The sequence below is a fragment of the Bradyrhizobium sp. SZCCHNR1043 genome, assembly GCF_032489675.1.
Classification (GTDB): Bacteria; Pseudomonadota; Alphaproteobacteria; order Rhizobiales; family Xanthobacteraceae; genus Bradyrhizobium.
Genome location: NZ_JAUEYN010000005.1, coordinates 403,654 through 421,250, shown reverse-complemented (window position 1 = coordinate 421,250; position 17,597 = coordinate 403,654). Strand labels below are relative to the sequence as shown.

Below are 17,597 nucleotides of genomic sequence, written 5' to 3'. Positions count from 1 at the left end.
CCGCCGCGTGCGCGGCTCCGCGTCGCGCAGGAAACGGCGGAGACAACACAGCAGTGATCGAATAGTGTCAGGGATCAGCCCGGTCCAAAATGTCAGGGATCAACCCGGTCGGTCAGGTCCGTTCGCCGACGCGATGCACGCGCTCGGCCGCAACGGCGCGGATCGACTCGAGCTGCGCATCGCGCGGTCGAAGCGCGATCCGCCGGATGACATCGTCGAGCAGATGCGCAACGAGGCTCAGTTCCTGGTCGATCGTGCCGCCGACCAGCGCGCGGTGGCCGACACGTCGGAACCGCTGTTCACCAGCCTCGACGACAAGCAGAAGCAGATCTTCATCGACGAGATGGTGCGCCTGAGTCGCGAGCGCGGACTGGACTAGCTCAACGGAGCTGGCGTCGTCGGGGCTGCGCCCGTTGGCAGCAGTGGCGCCTGCGGCGTGCCGTGACGCATGACCACCGCGGTCGCGCCGGGTCACGGTACACTAGTACCCTAAGAATGGCAATTGGTCGCGTTGACGGCATGGTCGGGAGAAAGCAGGCTCCGCGGCATGCACATTTATCGGGCATGAGCGGGCACGGCTCGCGCAACGTGCCGGCCACCATCGCTGCCTCTGCAACCGAATTGCGATGCAGGTTTGATGTACATTGCAATTGTATTACATGGAGAGCCGGAGCCGGCAGGGCGGCCTTCGCAGGCGTGCTGAATCGCAGCAGCGATCGGGCGGCAGACGATCAGCAGGCCGTTCGGCTCGATTTCTTGGAGGATTATTGTTGTCGAGAGTGCGACTGCGCCGGTGGATCGAGAACCGATTGGGGATTGGCACCGCCAGCACCGAAAGCCGCCTCGATGCGGACGTGAAACGCTTCGTCGATGCGCTGCAAGCGGAGTTGGTCGCTGCGAAGGACGAGTCCGAGCGGTACAGGCGCATCACCGAAGAGAGGGGCGTGATCATGGGCCGCCTGCGCGACGAGCGCGACGGCTACAGGCTGGAGTGGGAGGCGGCCTCCGCGGAGCTTCGCCGGCTGGCGCGCCAGCGCCTGGCCGTAGTCTCGAACAATGGAGCGCCCCGCCCCTCCGGCAATGGCCGCGACGTGGCCTTGAGGAATTCTCCGCCTTCCACGCTGCGGGTGCTGTGCGTCGGCACCGGCCGGGACGGCACGACGTCGCTGGCGCGGATGATGCAAGAGGTATTCGACAACCAGGGCAACGGCGACATGGCCGTGCACGAATGGGCGTCGAGCGAGCTCAATGAGCTGTTCTGCCAGCTCAAGGAAACCAACGATCCCAGCTTTGCGGATCAGATTCGTCAGATGATCCTCGATTGCCCCCATGCGTGCGTCGTCGGCAATGGTTACGCGGCCGTGCTGCCGATCATCGCCGAGCTCGTCGGCGATCAGCTCACGCTGGTGCATCTGCGCCGGCGCGACCGGGCGGCGTGCATCGCAAGCCTGGTGGAGAATGCGGAGCTGTCGCCGCAGAACCACGTCTACTACGCCGACTCGCCGGCCGCGCAGCGCATGCGTCCGGCCGCTTTCCACTTCGGAGAGATGTCGAAGCGGCAATGGATGGATCTGTCGCTGGCCGACAAGTTCGGCTGGTACTACGATCAGACCCACACGTTGATCGAACGATACAAGAGCCTGTTCCCGAACACGCTCTCCGTCGATACCGAGGACCTAAGCGCGGACAGCGTGCGCCTCGCGCTGGCTCATGCGGCCGGTAGTGCCGAGGCGCCGCGAGCCTTCCACGTCAATCGGTTCGTCGATCTGCGCCATGTGCCGCCCGATCGCCGCAGCTTCGTGCAGCGGCTGCTCGGCCAGCTCGATGTCCAGAAGCTCGCCCATGACGACCTGTACGGGCTACGGCAGGTCCTCAACGAGATGATCTATCATCTCTCGCATTTTCCCGACGCGGCGCCGGGCGCGCTGGATGAGCTGCGCTGGACGCTCAGCGAGACGCACAGCCTTCTCGACAACCGCATCCGCGACGTTCGCGAACTGATGGAGCGGGTCGGCGTGCCCCCCGAGACGGCCGGCGCTGTGAACGGCCACCGCGCGCCGCAGGCAAGCCATGGAGCGCACCCGAGTCGTTGACCGGGGCTCGCGGCTCTGAGCAGGGGAGGCTGCGGGCGCGCCCGCCAGCGTTGTGCGCGGCCAGCCGATCCGTCACGCGCACTGCGATCAGCAGCAAGTTCGGGGATGAGGAAGGAGACTTGGCGGGCCGAGCGGGAACCAGATGAGAACCACGTCCACGCCATACCCCTCCAAATCCCTCCTTATTGGGGAACCTCCTTTCATGCTTGCCGCCGCGCGTTGCCCCTATCGAGGAGCCGGCGTCCGATAGATCGCTCCCGCGCCCCAGGTGCCAACCAGCAGATCGCCGTTCCGGGCTCGAGCGAGCGCGACCGCGCTCCCCTCAAAGCCATCAGCGATCACCTCGGACCGGCCATCGAAAGCAACACGCCGCACAAGACCAGCGCCGTTGTCGATGACCGCAACTGCATCGGGACCATCGGCCAGAATGCCCACGCCGGGACGCGAGAAGCTTTGACCCAACTCCTGCGTTGAGCCGTCCGCCAGAATGCGTGTCACCCGCCCGCCATACTGCGAAGCGACCACACTGCCATCCTCCATCTCGACGATGCCAACCGGCAATGACAGGCTGCGGGCGATGACCCGGCGCGATCCGTTCGACGGGTCGATCGAAAGGATTTCGCCAGCGGCGCGGTTGGCGACGAGCAAGCGGCCGTTGGCAGCGAAAGCAATCCCGGTTGGTGTCGCCAGACTTTCAGCAACCCGCCTGCGTGTTCCATCAGGAGCGACGCGTACGATGTAGTCGCCTGAATAGGACGCGACGAATACAGCCCCTGTCACGTCAATGGCGATGCCGGCGGGAGCGGCGATGCCGTCCATAATGGTCGAGCGTATACCGTCTTCGGTTATCCGCTCGACCGTGCCGCCGCCCCAGTTCGATATATAGACCGAGCCATCCGGGTGGACGGCAATTCCGGTCGGAGCGCTGAAGCCGCCCCACAGTTTGTTGGGCGCGTCTGGGTTCGTGCGCGCGGTCGATGGTGCCATGGGCGTGATTGAGGAAACCGCCGCCAATGCAATGGCACCGCTGACGCTGAAGGAACGCAGGAGGTTCATCATGCCGCGCGTTCCTCTTCTGCGTGTTGCGCGAACACCTCCTTGGCCGCGAACAAGCCGTTCAGTGCCGCCGGAAACCCAGCGTAGACGGCCATCTGCATGATGATCTCGGTGATCTCATCCCGGCTCAATCCGACATTCAGGCCGGCCTCGATATGCACTTTCAATTGTGGGGTGGCGTTGCCCATCGCCGTCAAGGCCGCGATGGTGGCGATCTCGCGGGCGCGTAGGTCAAGTCCGGGGCGGGAATAGATATCGCCGAAGGGGAACTCGATCAGATAGGTGGCGAAGTCGGGGGCGATGTCCGCGAGCGAGGTGACGACATTCTCTCCCGCCTGACCGTCGATGTCAGCGAGCGCGCGCCGCCCGCGTTCCAGCCGGCTTTCGCCGGCGCTCTGGTGGTGTTGCATCATAGTCCTTCATCCTCTGTTCCTGGTCGGCGTAACCGGCGATCTTGGTGTCGAGGACGAGGAGAGAGGCTCGCAATTCGGCAACATGGGCGCGGACGCGCTCGCGGTGCCGCTCCAGCAGGTCACGGCGCTCCGCTTCCGTGCCGACGCCGCGCTCCCGCAAGGCTGCATAGCGCAGCATTTCCCGGATCGGCATTCCAGTCGTTCTTAGACGGCCGAGAAATTCGATCCAGATCAGGATTGATGCGTCGTAGTCACGTTGGCTCGATTGGTCCCGGTCGGCATAGGGAAGCAGCCCGATCCGCTCGTAATAGCGGATGGTATGGGCCGACAATCCCGAACGCTTTGCCAGTTCGCCAATCTTCATGAGCACCTTCTTCGCCACGACGCGGGAGAAACTACGGGTTCGAGCGCACTCTAAGTCAAGGGATTTCGTCTCGCCTGATGCAGCGCAGCACTATGGCGGATTTTTTTGTGCGGCGATCGGCGGCCTTGATGCCCTTATGGGCATCGGACACGACCAGCTTGACGTTGCGCAGGCCGCGACGGGCGAGCTTGCGCAGGAACGCCGTCCGGAACGTCTCGGCTTCGGAGGGACCAATATCCATGCCAGGAATTTTGCGCCGGCCATCACTGTTGACGCCGACCACAATGATCACCGCCGCCGCGCAAATGCGGCGGGAAGAAATGAACTGTGTCGCTCCTGCCGCCCAAAATGAATTGAACGCCGAAATGCGATGCTGGAGCACGCGCATCGCTATTTTTTTGGATGGCTAGACACATCGAAATCGCCAAGCGACCATTTCGCTCAGGGTCACTCACGTGAGCCGCGGCCGTGCGCTGACGCAGCGGTCGTAGTTGCCGATCAGGCGGCAAGTCTGGTGAGCAATTTCTCGTCACCTCTCATTCATAGGGGCTGCCATGCCGTTGGATCCGAAAGGCTCGATCTTGCCGTTCCATCTTCAGGGAAAGGGACACGGCGTCTTGCAGGCCGTTGCGATCGAAGGATCTCCGCACACGATCCGGGCGGAAGGGCATCCCGCGTTCGGTGGCAAGAACTCGGCCCCAAGTCCGCTCGACTACGCACTTGGCGCGCTGGCATCGTGCAATCAGGTGACGACGTTCATCGTGGCGCGCGACCTCGGTATTGCGGTCGGCAGCTTCGAGATCGACCTTCGGGCGGAGCTCGACAACTCAGTGCTGGTGTTCGGAGCCGAGGGCAACCCGAATTTTTCTGAGGTCTCGCTCGATATTACGATAGAAACCGACGCTAACGACGCGGATTTTCAAAGGCTTTCAAGCGAAGTCGAGCGACGCTGCCCCTTGACCCAGCTTTACGCCCGCAGCGGCGTCAGCGTCACGAACAAATGGCGTAATCGACGGCTGGCCAAGCTCGCGTAGGGCGGGTTCTCTTTAACCGGCCATCTCACGTGTGACGGCATGTCTCCGGGCCGGACAGCTGGGAAATGGCGGAAGGGGTGGGATTCGAACCCACGGTACCCTTGCGGGCACGCCGGTTTTCAAGACCGGTGCCTTAAACCACTCGGCCACCCTTCCATCCGGCGTCGTCTCCGGAACGTCGGCGATACCCGCGCCATGACGGCGCGGTATCGACGCGATCCTTGTTTAGGGTGCTGGCTTGCGGCTCGTCAACGGCGCATTCACGACGGCGCCGGATGTGATGCGAAGCCCGCGTTCACCGGAACGCGAAAACCATCAGACCCGAGCACAACACTGCCGTGCTCAGCGCTGCCAGGGCGAGAAAGCTGCCCGAGAGCATGTCTTGACGTCGTAAGTCTTGATGTCTCAAGTCTTGGTGTCGCATGGGCCACCTTCTGCAGCTGGGCTGCCGATCCGACCTCACGTCGATCGGAAGAAGCGGACGACCGGAAGAAGAGGGGTCTGGAAGACCTGCTGGTCGAAACTGCAAGCTTCAGGTTGCTCCTGAAGTGTCATTGTTGAAGTGGACGCAAACATCGAAGCGGACGAGAGCCGACCATGACGTCGGCTGTCCGATCCGTCCGGAATCAGGCCCGCGAGCGGACCCCTTCAAACGCATGAGCAAGGAAGATCCCGGCGCCAACCAAGCCCATCACTGCCGTCATTGCTTCGATCATAGCGAACACACCCTGTTGCGCCCCACGTGAAGCAAACGACGTGCAGCCCTGCACAGTCAAAATGATTCAGGTCCCGAGAAATGAGAACACTCCCAAGTGAGGATTTCACGCAACATATGTGTCCAAAAAGGTGCACTCGCAACAAGGAGGCGCAGTGGAGTGCACGCTTGGGCGGCTATCGTCCGCGTCACAACCACTGGAAAGCTCCGGTTAACCACGACGGGGCCCACCCCATTTCCGCCGTGTTCGGGTTGCGTTATCCTTGTGCATTGAGTTGCGGGGATGCGACTCGGGGACAAGCCGGGACGCGCAGGCCTGATGGGATGGCTCGGCTGCGACCGGCACATTGGTAATTGGGGTCGATGGGGATTGGTCAAACAGATCCGGTCGAGAGAGCGGTGCGCAGTGCCGTCGCCGTCCTCGCCTGCCTGATGGTCGCGAACTGCGCCTCGTCCAACAAGTTCGCCAGCAAGGTCGATCCGAAATACGGCGTGTCGTCGAGCCCGCGCGTCGTCGGCATCGGCGAGCCGGTGCCGAAGGGCGGCGGCGTCTACCGCATCGGCAAGCCCTATACCGTGGCCGGGAAGACCTATGTTCCCGAGGAGGATACGAACTATCGCGCCGAGGGCATGGCCTCCTGGTATGGCGATGATTTTCACGGCCGGCTGACCGCCAATGGCGAGGTCTTCGACATGACGTCGCTGACGGCCGCCCATCCGACCCTGCCGCTGCCGAGCTACGCCCGCGTCACCAACCTCGCCAACGGCAAATCGCTGATCGTCCGCATCAATGATCGCGGCCCTTACCACGGCAACCGGCTGATCGACGTCTCCAACAAGGCGGCCGATCTGCTCGAGTTCAAGGGCAACGGCATCGCCAAGGTGCGGGTGGAGTATGTCGGCCGCGCCCCGCTGGAGGGCTCCGACGATACCCAGCTGATGGCGACCTTGCGCACCGGCATCCCGGCGCCGGCCCCCTCCCTGGTGCGCGTCGCCTCGGCCAGGCCGTTCGTGCCCGAGATGGGCGCGGGCCGTCCGATCCGCGGCGAGATCCCGCTGCCCGAGGGGCGGCCGTATACGCTCGGCAACGGTTCGGCCGACATGGCTTCGATTGCGGCGACCTCGGAAATGTCGGCGTCCAGCAGAACGCGGGGCCGCAACCTCGAGAACCCGCGCGCCGTGTCCTATGACCAGGACGGCCGCTACGTCTCGCAGGGCAGGGCAGAGGCGAACGACGGCGCCAACGAGGCGCGCGACATCATGAGCGGCCGCGGCCTGTACTGACCTCCGCTGCTCGGTCGGCGTGACGACGATCGAGGCCGAGATCGTCTCGCGCGACGCCCGATTGCGGCTGCGACGTGCCGAGACCGCCGACGCGCCGTTTCTGCGCGACCTCTTCAAATCCGTCAAAGGCGCGCAACTTGCCGCAGCCGGCTTGCCGCCCGCGATGCTCGACCTCGTGCTGGCGCAGCAATTTCGCGCACAGGTCGCAGGCCATGCGACTCAGTGTCCTGCGGCGCACTCGCTGATCATCCTCCGCGATGCTGCGCCGGTCGGGCGGCTGCTGCTCGACCGCGCGGCGCAGAGATGGCACGTGGTCGATCTCGCGTTGCTGCCTGGCGCGCGCAACGCGGGTGTCGGACGCGAGATCATGCAGGCGGTCGCCACGGCGGCACGGGAGCAGGGCGCCGAGGTGCTCTCGCTCGCGGTCGCGACGACGAATGACGACGCGATCCGGTTCTACGTGCGGCTTGGCTTCCGCGACGTGGCGCACGGGGCGACGGCGTCGCATCGCATGATGGAGCTGCCGCTCGCGGGCTAGCGAGCAAGAGCCGCCTCGCGCAGGAATGCAATCAGCGCCGCATTCACCTCGGCGGCGCATTCCTGCTGGATCCAGTGCCCGGCGCCGTCGATGATCAGCTTGCGCCGGAGATCCGGCAGCACGCGCGCCATGTCCTGAACGCGCTTTGCACCGATGATCCCGGTCACGACCGCGTCCGCGCTGCCGGCGATGAACAGCGCCGGCTGGCGGATCTGCGCGTCCTGCCACGGCGCGGTGAGCTCCCAGTTGCGGTCGATGTTGCGGTACCAGTTCAGGCCGCCGTGAAAGCCGGAGGCGCGATAGGCCGCGATGAACTCGGCAAGGTCGGCCTCACCGAGCCACGCGGGCAGCGGCAGGTCGGGGTTAGCCGCGCCGAGGAAGCCCTTGCCTGGCGCGACAAACAGCGCCTGCGGATCGGAGAAGCCGCGCGCGAGCATGGTGCGAATCGTCAGCGCCACGTCGCGTTCGAACTCCGCCTCGGCGATCCCCGGTGTCTGAAAGTACTGCCAGTAGAAATTCTCGATGCCGCCGGCCTTAAGGGTGTCGAGCGGCCGGCCGTGGCCGCGGAACGGGGGCGGGACGCTCAGGCCCGCGACGGCGGTGAACAGGTCCGGCCGGAACAGCGCTGCGTGCCAGGCCACCGGCGCGCCCCAGTCGTGGCCGATGATGACGGCCTGGCGCTCGCCCAGCGCCCCGACCAGTCCGACCATGTCTCCGACCGTGTCGAAGATGGTATAGGCGCCGATATGGTCAGGCGCCTGCGAGCGGCCGAACCCGCGCATGTCCGGCGCCACGACCCGATAGCCCGCAGCGGCAAGGGCAGGGATCTGGTGCCGCCACGAATACGACAGTTCGGGCCAGCCGTGGCACAGCACGACAAGCGGGCCTTCGCCCTGTTCGCGCACGAACAGCTCGATTCCGTTGGCCTTGATGATCCGCGTCGATGACACCGTTTCCCCCTTGATTGCTCGACTTTTTGATTGCCGGCCCTGGACGTATCGCATCGCGCGACGGGTCGTGCAAATCCACGGGACAGCGGTCGGATCCGCGGGATTGCCGAGTTGTTTGCGCCTGCCGCAGCTGCTAGATTCCCAGTGCGCTCCAGAGCTTAGCCGGTGGATTTCATGACCTTACCGCTCCGTCGCTCCGGTTTCACGTCCGGACGGACGACGCGTGCGCTCATGGCCTTGGCCGTAGCGCTTGCCGTCGGCTGGAGTGGCGTGCTTTTCGCTGCCAACCAGAGCGTCCAGGGCGCGCGCAAGGAGGATGGCGGCTTCGACGGCGATGCGCCGACCGCGATCCTGATCGAGGCCAACAGCGGCAGCGTGCTGTTCGAGAAGAACGCGGACGAGCTGCGCGCGCCTTCCAGCATGATGAAGCTGATGACCGCCGAGGTGGTGTTCAACGCCGTCAAGGAGGGCACGATCAAGCTCAACGACGAATATCGCATCAGCGAGAATGCCTGGCGCCGGGGCGGAGCGCCCTCCGGCACCTCGACGATGTTCGCCGCCCTCAACAGCAAGGTGTCGGTGAGCGACCTCCTGCACGGCGCGATCATCCAGAGCGGCAACGACGCCTGCATTGCGCTCGCCGAAGGGATGGCCGGCAACGAGAAGATCTTCGCCGCCGACTACATGACCAAGCGGGCGCGCGAGCTCGGCTTCACCAAATCGACCTTCGCCAATTCCAACGGGCTGCCGGACCCCGGCAACAAGATGACGGTGCGTGAGCTCTCCATGCTCGCCCGGCACATCATCCTGGATTTTCCGGAGTTCTATAAGATCTTCGGCGAGAAGGAATTCACCTGGAACAAGATCCGGCAGCAGAACCGTAACCCGCTGCTGAACGCGATGGAAGGCGCTGACGGCCTCAAGACCGGTTTCACCAAGGAGGGCGGCTACGGCATGGTCGGCTCGGCCGTGCAGAACGGCACACGGCTGATCGTCGTGGTCAATGGTCTCGAGGATCCCGAGGACCGCGCCACCGAGGCCAAGAAGATGCTGGAATGGGGCTTCCGCAACTTCGAGACCCGCACCCTGTTCGCGGCGGAGCAGCCGATCGGCTACGCCAAGGTGTTCGGGGGCGAGAGCCGCTCGGTCAAGCTGTCGAGCCCGGTGCCGGTCAAGGTCATGGTGCAGAAGAACGGCGGCGACAAGCTGATCGCCCGCATCGTCTACAGCGGCCCGGTCAGGGCACCCGTCGAGCCCGGGCAGAAGGTCGGGGTTGTCAGGGTCTGGCGCGGCCCCAATATCGCCATGGAGGCCCCTGTCTATGCTGCGGAGGCGGTGGGCAAGGGGTCCACGATGCGGCGTGCGATCGATGGGGTCAGCGAGCTCGTGATCGGGATGTTCCGCGCCGGGGCCGAGAAGCTCTAGAGACATGGCGGAAGCAGCTTTGAAACGTGGTCCTGGCCGCGGCCGATTCGTCACCTTCGAGGGCGGCGAGGGCGCCGGAAAATCTACGCAGATCAAGATGCTGGCGGACCATCTGCAGAAAGAGGGTGTGCGTCTGGTCCTGACCCGCGAGCCCGGGGGCTCACCGGGCGCGGAGATCATGCGCCACCTCGTGCTGTCGGGTATGGGCAGGCTGCTGGGCCCGGAGGCCGAGACGCTGCTGTTTGCCGCCGCTCGCGACGACCATGTGCGCAACGTGATTCTGCCGGCCCTGAACCAGGGTAGCTGGGTGCTGTGCGATCGCTTCTTCGATTCGACCCGGGCCTACCAGGGCAGCCAAGGCAAGGTCGCGCCGGATGTGCTCAATGCGATGCAGCGGGTGACGATCGGCGACCTCAAGCCGGATCTGACCCTCATCCTCGATGTTCCCGTCGAGATCGGTCTGCAGCGTGCCGCGGCGCGGCGCGGCACCGGAACCCCGGACCGGTTCGAAGGCGAGGACATCAAGTTCCACAAGGGGCTGCGCGAGGCCTTTCACAAGATCGCCGCCGAGGATCCCCGGCGCTGCGTGCTGATCGACGCGACGGCGAGCGCGGAGACCGTCTCGCAGCTCGTTTGGGACGCCGTGCGCGAGCGCCTGTTCACGGAAGTGGCGGCGGCGTCATGAGCGCACGCAAGGTCGAGCCGGAGATCGCGGTCCGCCACCCACGCGAAACCACCGCCTTGTTCGGCCATCGCGACGCCGAGGCGGCGCTGCTGTCGGCCTATCGCAGCGGCCGGATGGCGCATGCCTGGCTGATCGGCGGCCCGCAAGGCATCGGCAAGGCCACCTTGGCTTACCGCATGGCGCGCTTCGTGCTCACCCACCGTGATCCTGCCTCGGACGCGGTGCGTACCGCCGGCTCGCTGTACGTGGACCCGGACGATCACGTGGCCCGGCTGATCGCCTCCGAGGCCCATGGTGGGCTGCTCACGCTGGAGCGCTCGGCCAACGACAAGGGCGTGCTGCGCACCGTCATCACTGTGGACGAGACCCGCGAGACGATCTCGTTCTTCGGCTCGACGGCGGCGGTCGAGGGCTGGCGGGTGTGCATCGTCGACACCGTCGACGAGCTCAATCCCAACGCCGCCAACGCGCTGCTCAAGATCCTCGAGGAGCCGCCGCAGCAGTCGCTGTTCCTGCTGGTCAGCCACGCACCGGCGCGGGTGCTCGCCACCATCAAATCGCGCTGCCGCCGGCTGGCGCTGCGGGCCTTGTCGACCGACGACGTCGTCAGCGCCGCGGCCGAGGCCACCGGAATGGACGGAGCCGATCCGGCGCTGCGCGAGGCCGCCAGGGCCTCCGAGGGCAGCGTCGCGCGGACCCTGATGCTGCTGGGCGGCGACGGGCTGCAGCTGCAGACCCGGACCGCCGCGCTGCTCGCGAGCCTGCCCCGGATCGACCCGGGCGAGCTGCATGCCCTGGGCGATGCGCTCGGCACCAGCGACCGTGTCGCGCTGGCAAGCTTCCTCGACAGCATCGAGCGCTGGGTGGCGGAGCGGCTGCGGGCCGCAGATCCGAACGCGGAACTGCCGCGCCTTGCACGGCTGGCGGAGGTATGGGAAAAGATCGTCCGCGCCGCGCGCGACACCGAATCCTATAATCTGGAGCGAAAACCGCTGGTTTTCTCGGTGTTCGGGATGCTCGCCGAAGCCACGCGGTAACCGCGCCGACCATCATCCCGGGATCATCAGGATCAATCCGTCGACCGACGTCGTCAAAGAGGAATTTGCCGTGGCAAAGGCCAGCAAGACAACCGTGAAGAAGGGCAAGCCCGCGGGCATGAGCGCCGCGAAGAAGGCTGCCGCCAAGGCGCCCGCGAAGGGCAAGACCAGCGCGTCCAAAGCGAAGGCAGCGAAGGACAAGGACGCCAAGAAAAAGACCGCCAAATCCAAGACGGCGCCCGCGAAAGCCAAGAGCAAAGCCCCGGCGGCGAGCGCAGCCAAGAAAGCTGCGACGACCGCCGCCAAGAAAGCTGTCAAGAAAGCTGTGAAGGCGCCAGCCAAGAAGGCCGCGGCAAAGCCTGCCACACCGCCGGTCAAGAAGACGGCGCCCAAGCCCGCGGCAGCAACGAACAAGCCGTCGGCAGCGAAACAGCCCGCCGCTCCGAAGCAGCCGGCCGCACCGAAGAAGGCCGCGCCGGCCATCGTTGAAGCGCCGAAGCCGCCACGCGCCGCGAAGCCGAAGGCACCGCGCAAGCCGAAGGTCGATGCCGCCGTGGTCGTCGAGATCGATGAGATCGTAGCGCAGGTCGCCGCAGCGCCGGTCGACAAGAACACCTTCTACGTCACGACAGCGATCGCCTATCCCAACGGCAACCCGCATATCGGCCACGCCTATGAGGCGATCGCGACCGACGCCATCGCGCGCTTTGCGCGGCTCGACGGCAAGGACGTGTACTTCCTGACCGGCACCGATGAGCACGGGTTGAAGATGGTGCAGACCGCGCAGAACGAGGGGCTGACGCCATCGGAGCTCGCAACCCGCAATGCCGGCCGCTTCCGCGACATGGACGAGCGGCTGAACGTCTCGTTCGACCGCTTCATCCGCACCACCGAGCCCGCGCATCATCGCTCCGTCCAGGCGATCTGGAACCGCATGCGCGAGAATGGCGACATCTATGCCGACAGCTATGCCGGCTGGTACTCGGTACGCGACGAGGCCTATTACGCCGAGGACGAGACGGTGGTCGGCGAGGACAACGTCCGCCGCGGCCCGCAGGGCACGCCGGTCGAATGGGTCGAGGAGAAGAGCTATTTCTTCCGCCTGTCGGCCTATCAGGAGAAGCTGCTCGCTCTCTATGACAGCCAGCCCGATTTCATCGGGCCGGACGCGCGGCGCAACGAGATCATCAGCTTCGTCAAGGGCGGGCTGAAGGACCTGTCGATCTCGCGCACCACCTTCGACTGGGGCGTGCGGGTGCCGCATGACGACGAGCACGTGATGTATGTGTGGGTCGACGCGCTCACCAACTACATCACCGGCGTCGGATTCCCCGACGAGAACGATCCGAACTGGAAGTACTGGCCGGCCGACGTCCACGTCATCGGCAAGGACATCATCCGATTCCATGCGGTGTACTGGCCGGCGTTCCTGCTGTCGGCCGGCGTGCCGGTGCCGAAGCGGGTCTATGCGCACGGATTCCTGTTCAACAGGGGCGAGAAGATGTCGAAATCGGTCGGCAACGTCGTCGATCCGTTCAACCTCGCCGACCAGTATGGCGTCGACCAGCTGCGCTACTTCTTCCTGCGCGAGGTGCCGTTCGGGCAGGACGGCAACTACAATCACGAGGCGATCGTCGCGCGCATCAACGCCGATCTCGCCAACGACCTCGGCAACCTCGCGCAGCGCTCGCTGTCGATGATCGCAAAGCAACTCGGCGGCGTGCTGCCGGAGCCCGGCGAGTTCTCGGCCAACGACAAGGCGATCCTGGCGGAGGCCGACGCGATGATCGGCGCCGCACGGAAGGCGATGGCGACGCAGCAGATCCACCAGTGGCTCAACGCCGTGTGGTCGGTCGTGGCCGAGGCCAATCGCTATTTTGCGGGCGAGGCGCCGTGGGCCCTGGCCAAGACCGATCCGAAGCGCCAGCACACCGTGCTGTATGTCACCGCCGAGGTCATCCGGCAGGTCGCGATCCTGACCCAGCCGGTGATGCCGGCGGCGTCGGCAAAGCTGCTCGAGAGCCTCGGCATTCCCGAGGACGAACGGAATTTCGCGCGGCTCGGCGGCGAGTTCAGGATTGCGGCCGGCACGCAACTGCCGGCGCCCCAGGCGGTGTTCCCGCGCTACATCGAGCCGACGGCGGCGTGATGCTGGTCGACAGCCATTGCCATCTGGACTTTCCGGATTTCGCCGAGGATCTGGATGGCATCGTTGCGCGCGCCGCGGCCGCCGGCGTCGGCCGCCTGGTGACGATCTCGACGCGGGTGCGGCGGTTGCATGAGCTGCTCGCCATCGCCGAGCGGTTCGAGAATGTCTATTGTTCGGTCGGCACCCATCCGCACAATGCGGATGAGGAGGACGGCATCCCGGCCGCGGAGCTGATTGCCTTGACCCGTCATCCCAAGGTGGTCGCGCTCGGCGAGGCCGGGCTCGACAATTTCTACGATCACGGCTCGAAGGACGCCCAGGAGCGCGGGTTCCGCGCGCATATTGCAGCCGCCCGTGAAACAGGCCTGCCGTTGGTGATCCACACCCGCGAGGCCGACGCGCAGTGCAGCCGTATCCTCGAGGAGGAGATGGCGCGCGGACCTTTCCAGGCCGTGCTGCATTGCTACACGGGCGGGCGTGAGCTGGCGATGAAGGCGATCGATCTTGGACTGCACATCTCGTTCACGGGCATCGTGACGTTCAAGAAGTCCGAGGCATTGCGCGCGCTCGCCGCCGAGGTGCCGGCCGACCGCATCATGGTCGAGACCGACGCGCCGTATCTGGCGCCCGGCAAGTTTCGCGGCAAGCGCAACGAGCCCGCTTACGTCGTCGAGACCGCGAAGGTGCTGGCGGAGGCGCGCGGCGTCTCGTTCGAGGAGTTCTCGCGCCAGACCACCGAGACCTTCTTCAAGCTGTTCTCGAAGGTGCCGCGGCCACAGGAGGCTGCATGACGTTGACGCTCACCATCCTCGGCTGCGGCTCCTCGGCCGGCGTGCCGCGCCCGGCGCTAGGGTGGGGCGCCTGCGATCCCAACAACCCGAAGAACCGCCGCAGGCGCTGCTCGCTTCTGGCTGAGCGCGGCGGAGCGCATGGCGTGACGCGCGTGGTCATCGACACCTCGCCGGATCTGCGCGAGCAGTTGATCGATACGCAAGTCGATCACATCGATGCGGTGTTTCTCACGCATGAGCACGCCGACCAGACTCATGGCATCGACGATCTGCGCTCGGTGGTGATGCATCAGCGGCGGCGGATTCCGGTCTACCTGAACCAGTCGACCGCCAAGGACATCATGCACCGGTTCTCCTATTGCTTCATCTCGCCACCGGGAAGCGACTATCCGCCGATCCTGACCCAGCACGCGATCGAGGCGGGCGAGACCCAGGCGGTGGAAGGCAAGGGCGGCGAGCTGAAGCTGACGGCGTTCCTGGTCCAGCACGGCAACATCCCCGCGCTCGGCTATCGCATCGGCGATGCCGCCTACACGCCGGACCTCAACGACATCCCCGAGGAGAGCTGGGGCGCGCTGGAGGATCTCGACCTCTGGATCGTCGACGGCCTGCGCCCTGCCTCGCATCCGAGCCATTTCTCGGTCAACGACGCTCTGGCCTGGATCGAGCGCTTCAAGCCGAAGCGCGCCGTCATCACCAACATGACCGCCGATCTCGACTACGAGGTGCTGCGCCAGAGCCTACCCGATGGCGTGGTACCGGCGTATGACGGCATGCGACTGGAGCTGGATTCGTAGGGTGGGCAAAGGCGCGGCCGCGCTCTCTCCCCATGCGGGATTGCGATGGCGCCGTGCCTACCATCTTGCTTCTTGAGTCCGCCGCCCGACGGTGGGCACGCGGCGCCTGACGGCGCCGCTTTGCCCACCCTACGCAGCGACTATCATGTTCGCGAACTAACAAGGAGCAGCCTTGCCATGCTGTCGCTGTTCTTCGAGGTCGAGGTCAAGCCGGGCCGCCTCGACCAATATCTGCAACTCGCCGCGGCGCTGCGGCCCGAGCTCGATGCGCTCGGCGGCTGCCTGTTCCTTGACCGCTTCAGGAGCCTGTCGCGTGACAATCTTATCCTCTCCTATCAGATTTGGCAGGACGAGGGCGCCATGACCGCCTGGCGCGTCCACGCCCATCATCACGACATCCAGACCCTCGGCCGCGACAAGGTGTTCTCGGACTATCGCCTGCGTATCGCCGAGTTGGTCCACGAAATCAGGCCAGGGCAGGCCGCCTGGCAGCCGGAGCGGCGCGGCACCTACAACGATCCCAAGCGGCGTGGGCCGACGTATGTGCTGGCCGTCGAGACGGCGAGGCCGCAGTTGGGCAGCGTGACCGACCTGCCGGTCGCGAGCTTCTCGAGCGTCTATCGCGAGGGCCGCTTCGCGCATCTCGTCGAGCTGCCGGACGAGGCCACCGGCCTTGCGCTGAGCAAACAATTGCTCACCGAGCCGGGTGCCGACAACATCCGTATCGTCGAGGTCACCCGCGACTACGGCATGTACGACCGCCGCGAGGCGCCGCAATATTACGCGGAGAAGACACGAGACGCGTAGCGAGCTCAGGTGGGGCAGCGCGGAATGCCATCGACCACGGCCTGATCAGGAGCAATCGAGCGCAGATCGACGTCACGTGCCAGCGTAACATAGTCGATGGTCTCCGATGTCCTCAGATAGGTCGTGAAGTTGATGGGGCCAGCCGGCAGCGCTACGGTGGTGCAGGCCTTCGGCGCGACCGAGATCGTGATCGATCCGCCACCGGCAGAGTTCTTTTCCGCCATCAGCTCGGCGCGAAAAGACTGTAGACGCGCCGTGTCGGCCTCCTCGAGGCGGTAGGCGTAGATGCGCGTGCCGGCTCCGGCCTCCTGCGCCAGAGCCGGGGGATCCGGAATTTCCCGCAGCACGAAGTCCCGCTGCTGTTCCGCGCCGCGCCCGCGTTTCACGGCAATCCTCAGCACCACGCCACCTGGCAGCGGCCGCAGACTCGTGGGCAGTCTCACGGCCGCGCGCAGCTGTGCGGGGTCGCTGGTCTGGAAATCGACCCGGGCCAGCTTGACCATTGAGGTCACCGGCATATGGCCACAACCAACAGCGCTCAACGTTAGTCCGATGGCCAGAACGAGCCGCTTGAAGGGATGCATGGGCATGAGAAGGAGCCTTCGTTTGACAGTCATAAATTATCGTAATACGATAAATTATTCACTGGTCAATAGGAGGCTCGTCATGCTGGACCGTGCGGATCAATCCCGTCGCCTGCGCCACTTCTCCCGGGTAATGGCCTGGATCACGGGGCTCGGCATCGTCTTGATCGCCGCCGCGACGTGTCTCGTCTTTATGATTCCGGAGTGGACGAGAGGTCTGCTCCTGGCGCGCCTCGGCACGGCTGGCGCGGAGCTGCAAACCACGCCGGATCGCGTGCTTTTGGGCGCGGCGGTGACTGCGATCCCGGTCGGCGTGATGCTGTACGGGTTGTGGCGGGTGAGAGCCCTGTTCCTGGATTTTGCGGAAGGGATGGTTTTCACGCTGGCGACAGCGCGCCGCTTGCGCGATTTCGCCGTCACAGTCCTGGCGCAGGCCTTGCTTGGTCCGCTGTCGTCGACGGCCCTGCTGATCGCCTTCACCATCAGCAATCCGCCTGGCAGCCGGCAACTCGGTATCGCGCTCTCGGTCAACGACTACATCGCGCTGATCGTTGGCAGCGTGCTGCTCGCCGTCGCCTGGGTCATGGCTGAGGCGACCCGGATCGCCGAAGAGAACGCCAGCATCGTGTGAGACGTGATGCCGATCATCGTCAATCTCGACGTCATGCTGGCGCGCCGCAAGATGCGATCCAAGGAGCTCGCCGAACGCATCGGTATCACCGAGCAGAACGTCTCGCTCTTGAAATCGGGCCGGGTGAAGGGCGTGCGTTTCGACACCCTTGCGCTGATCTGTGAGGTGCTGCGCTGCCAGCCCGGTGACATTCTCGAGTATCGCAGAGGCAACGAAGACACCACCACGCCGGAGACCGCATGAG

At 65.3% G+C, this 17,597-nt stretch carries 18 protein-coding genes, 1 tRNA gene and 2 pseudogenes; 14 read left to right on the top strand and 7 right to left on the bottom strand.

Features of this window, described 5'->3' with window-relative positions; all coding sequences use genetic code 11:
* Window positions 1–379, top strand: a pseudogene (locus QX039_RS11635) (hypothetical protein); the annotation flags it as partial.
* Between the two features lie 430 nt (window positions 380–809).
* The gene (locus tag QX039_RS11630) at window positions 810–2,093 is read left to right on the top strand and encodes a hypothetical protein (RefSeq protein ID WP_315737948.1); all 1,284 of its coding nucleotides are present in this window, start codon (window positions 810–812) and stop codon (window positions 2,091–2,093) included.
* A 225-nt stretch (window positions 2,094–2,318) separates the two neighbouring features.
* On the opposite strand, the gene QX039_RS11625 is transcribed toward QX039_RS11630, so the two are convergent.
* From QX039_RS11625 to QX039_RS11610, 4 genes and pseudogenes are all read right to left on the bottom strand, one after another.
* Window positions 2,319–3,152 carry a serine/threonine protein kinase gene (locus tag QX039_RS11625; protein ID WP_315737949.1) on the bottom strand — a complete coding sequence of 278 codons (834 nt, stop codon included), beginning with the start codon at window positions 3,150–3,152 and terminating at the stop codon, window positions 2,319–2,321.
* A complete protein-coding gene (locus tag QX039_RS11620; protein ID WP_409998833.1) occupies window positions 3,149–3,562 on the bottom strand; it encodes a carboxymuconolactone decarboxylase family protein in 414 nt (137 codons plus the stop codon). The genes QX039_RS11625 and QX039_RS11620 overlap by 4 nt, the downstream gene beginning before the upstream one ends.
* Complete coding sequence (locus QX039_RS11615) at window positions 3,498–3,926, bottom strand: MerR family transcriptional regulator (RefSeq protein WP_315737951.1); 429 nt, start codon at window positions 3,924–3,926, stop codon at window positions 3,498–3,500. Before QX039_RS11615 ends, QX039_RS11620 begins: the two co-directional genes overlap by 65 nt.
* 79 nt (window positions 3,927–4,005) lie before the next feature.
* Window positions 4,006–4,236: pseudogene (locus QX039_RS11610) on the bottom strand (transposase); the annotation flags it as partial.
* A 244-nt stretch (window positions 4,237–4,480) separates the two neighbouring features.
* On the opposite strand from QX039_RS11610, the gene QX039_RS11605 reads away from it, so the two are divergent.
* Window positions 4,481–4,960 carry an OsmC family protein gene (locus QX039_RS11605; protein WP_315737952.1) on the top strand — a complete coding sequence of 160 codons (480 nt, stop codon included), beginning with the start codon at window positions 4,481–4,483 and terminating at the stop codon, window positions 4,958–4,960.
* A gap of 66 nt (window positions 4,961–5,026) precedes the next feature.
* Here QX039_RS11605 and QX039_RS11600 read toward each other — a convergent pair.
* Window positions 5,027–5,116 (bottom strand) — tRNA-Ser (locus tag QX039_RS11600).
* Between the two features lie 922 nt (window positions 5,117–6,038).
* On the opposite strand from QX039_RS11600, the gene QX039_RS11595 reads away from it, so the two are divergent.
* Window positions 6,039–6,959 carry a septal ring lytic transglycosylase RlpA family protein gene (locus QX039_RS11595; RefSeq protein WP_315737975.1) on the top strand — a complete coding sequence of 307 codons (921 nt, stop codon included), beginning with the start codon at window positions 6,039–6,041 and terminating at the stop codon, window positions 6,957–6,959.
* Between the two features lie 19 nt (window positions 6,960–6,978).
* Window positions 6,979–7,497 (top strand): GNAT family N-acetyltransferase, encoded by a 519-nt coding sequence (locus QX039_RS11590; protein ID WP_315737976.1) that lies wholly within the window; start codon window positions 6,979–6,981, stop codon window positions 7,495–7,497.
* Here the strand turns inward: QX039_RS11590 and QX039_RS11585 are convergent.
* Window positions 7,494–8,447 (bottom strand): alpha/beta hydrolase, encoded by a 954-nt coding sequence (locus tag QX039_RS11585; RefSeq protein WP_315737977.1) that lies wholly within the window; start codon window positions 8,445–8,447, stop codon window positions 7,494–7,496. The genes QX039_RS11590 and QX039_RS11585 overlap by 4 nt on opposite strands.
* Window positions 8,448–8,678: 231 nt before the next feature.
* Between QX039_RS11585 and QX039_RS11580 the strand changes: the two genes are divergently transcribed.
* The 7 genes from QX039_RS11580 (at window position 8,679) to QX039_RS11550 (ending at window position 16,138) form a co-directional block, all read left to right on the top strand.
* Complete coding sequence (locus QX039_RS11580) at window positions 8,679–9,872, top strand: D-alanyl-D-alanine carboxypeptidase family protein (RefSeq protein ID WP_315737978.1); 1,194 nt, start codon at window positions 8,679–8,681, stop codon at window positions 9,870–9,872.
* Window positions 9,873–9,876: 4 nt separating this feature from the next.
* Window positions 9,877–10,557 (top strand): dTMP kinase, encoded by a 681-nt coding sequence (gene tmk, locus QX039_RS11575; protein ID WP_315737979.1) that lies wholly within the window; start codon window positions 9,877–9,879, stop codon window positions 10,555–10,557.
* Window positions 10,554–11,594: a DNA polymerase III subunit delta' gene (locus tag QX039_RS11570; protein ID WP_315737980.1), complete on the top strand. Its 1,041-nt coding sequence runs from the start codon at window positions 10,554–10,556 to the stop codon at window positions 11,592–11,594. The genes tmk and QX039_RS11570 overlap by 4 nt, the downstream gene beginning before the upstream one ends.
* Window positions 11,595–11,664: 70 nt before the next feature.
* Window positions 11,665–13,743: a methionine--tRNA ligase gene (metG, locus tag QX039_RS11565; RefSeq protein ID WP_315737981.1), complete on the top strand. Its 2,079-nt coding sequence runs from the start codon at window positions 11,665–11,667 to the stop codon at window positions 13,741–13,743.
* Window positions 13,743–14,534, top strand: a complete 792-nt coding sequence (locus QX039_RS11560) for a TatD family hydrolase (RefSeq protein WP_315737982.1) — start codon at window positions 13,743–13,745, stop codon at window positions 14,532–14,534. The genes metG and QX039_RS11560 overlap by 1 nt, the downstream gene beginning before the upstream one ends.
* Complete coding sequence (locus tag QX039_RS11555) at window positions 14,531–15,331, top strand: MBL fold metallo-hydrolase (RefSeq protein ID WP_315737983.1); 801 nt, start codon at window positions 14,531–14,533, stop codon at window positions 15,329–15,331. Before QX039_RS11560 ends, QX039_RS11555 begins: the two co-directional genes overlap by 4 nt.
* A 177-nt stretch (window positions 15,332–15,508) precedes the next feature.
* Entirely contained in the window at window positions 15,509–16,138 is a 630-nt protein-coding gene (locus QX039_RS11550) for an antibiotic biosynthesis monooxygenase family protein (RefSeq protein ID WP_315737984.1), read from the top strand.
* A gap of 5 nt (window positions 16,139–16,143) precedes the next feature.
* Here the strand turns inward: QX039_RS11550 and QX039_RS11545 are convergent, their stop codons facing one another.
* Entirely contained in the window at window positions 16,144–16,728 is a 585-nt protein-coding gene (locus QX039_RS11545) for a hypothetical protein (protein WP_315737985.1), read from the bottom strand.
* A 76-nt stretch (window positions 16,729–16,804) separates the two neighbouring features.
* Here QX039_RS11545 and QX039_RS11540 point away from each other — a divergent pair, with 76 nt between their 5' ends.
* Together QX039_RS11540 and QX039_RS11535 are read left to right on the top strand one after the other, a co-directional pair.
* The gene (locus QX039_RS11540) at window positions 16,805–17,353 is read left to right on the top strand and encodes a DUF2975 domain-containing protein (protein WP_315737986.1); all 549 of its coding nucleotides are present in this window, start codon (window positions 16,805–16,807) and stop codon (window positions 17,351–17,353) included.
* Between the two features lie 6 nt (window positions 17,354–17,359).
* The gene (locus QX039_RS11535) at window positions 17,360–17,596 is read left to right on the top strand and encodes a helix-turn-helix transcriptional regulator (RefSeq protein WP_315711932.1); all 237 of its coding nucleotides are present in this window, start codon (window positions 17,360–17,362) and stop codon (window positions 17,594–17,596) included.
* The last annotated feature ends 1 nt before the right edge of the window (window position 17,597 follow it).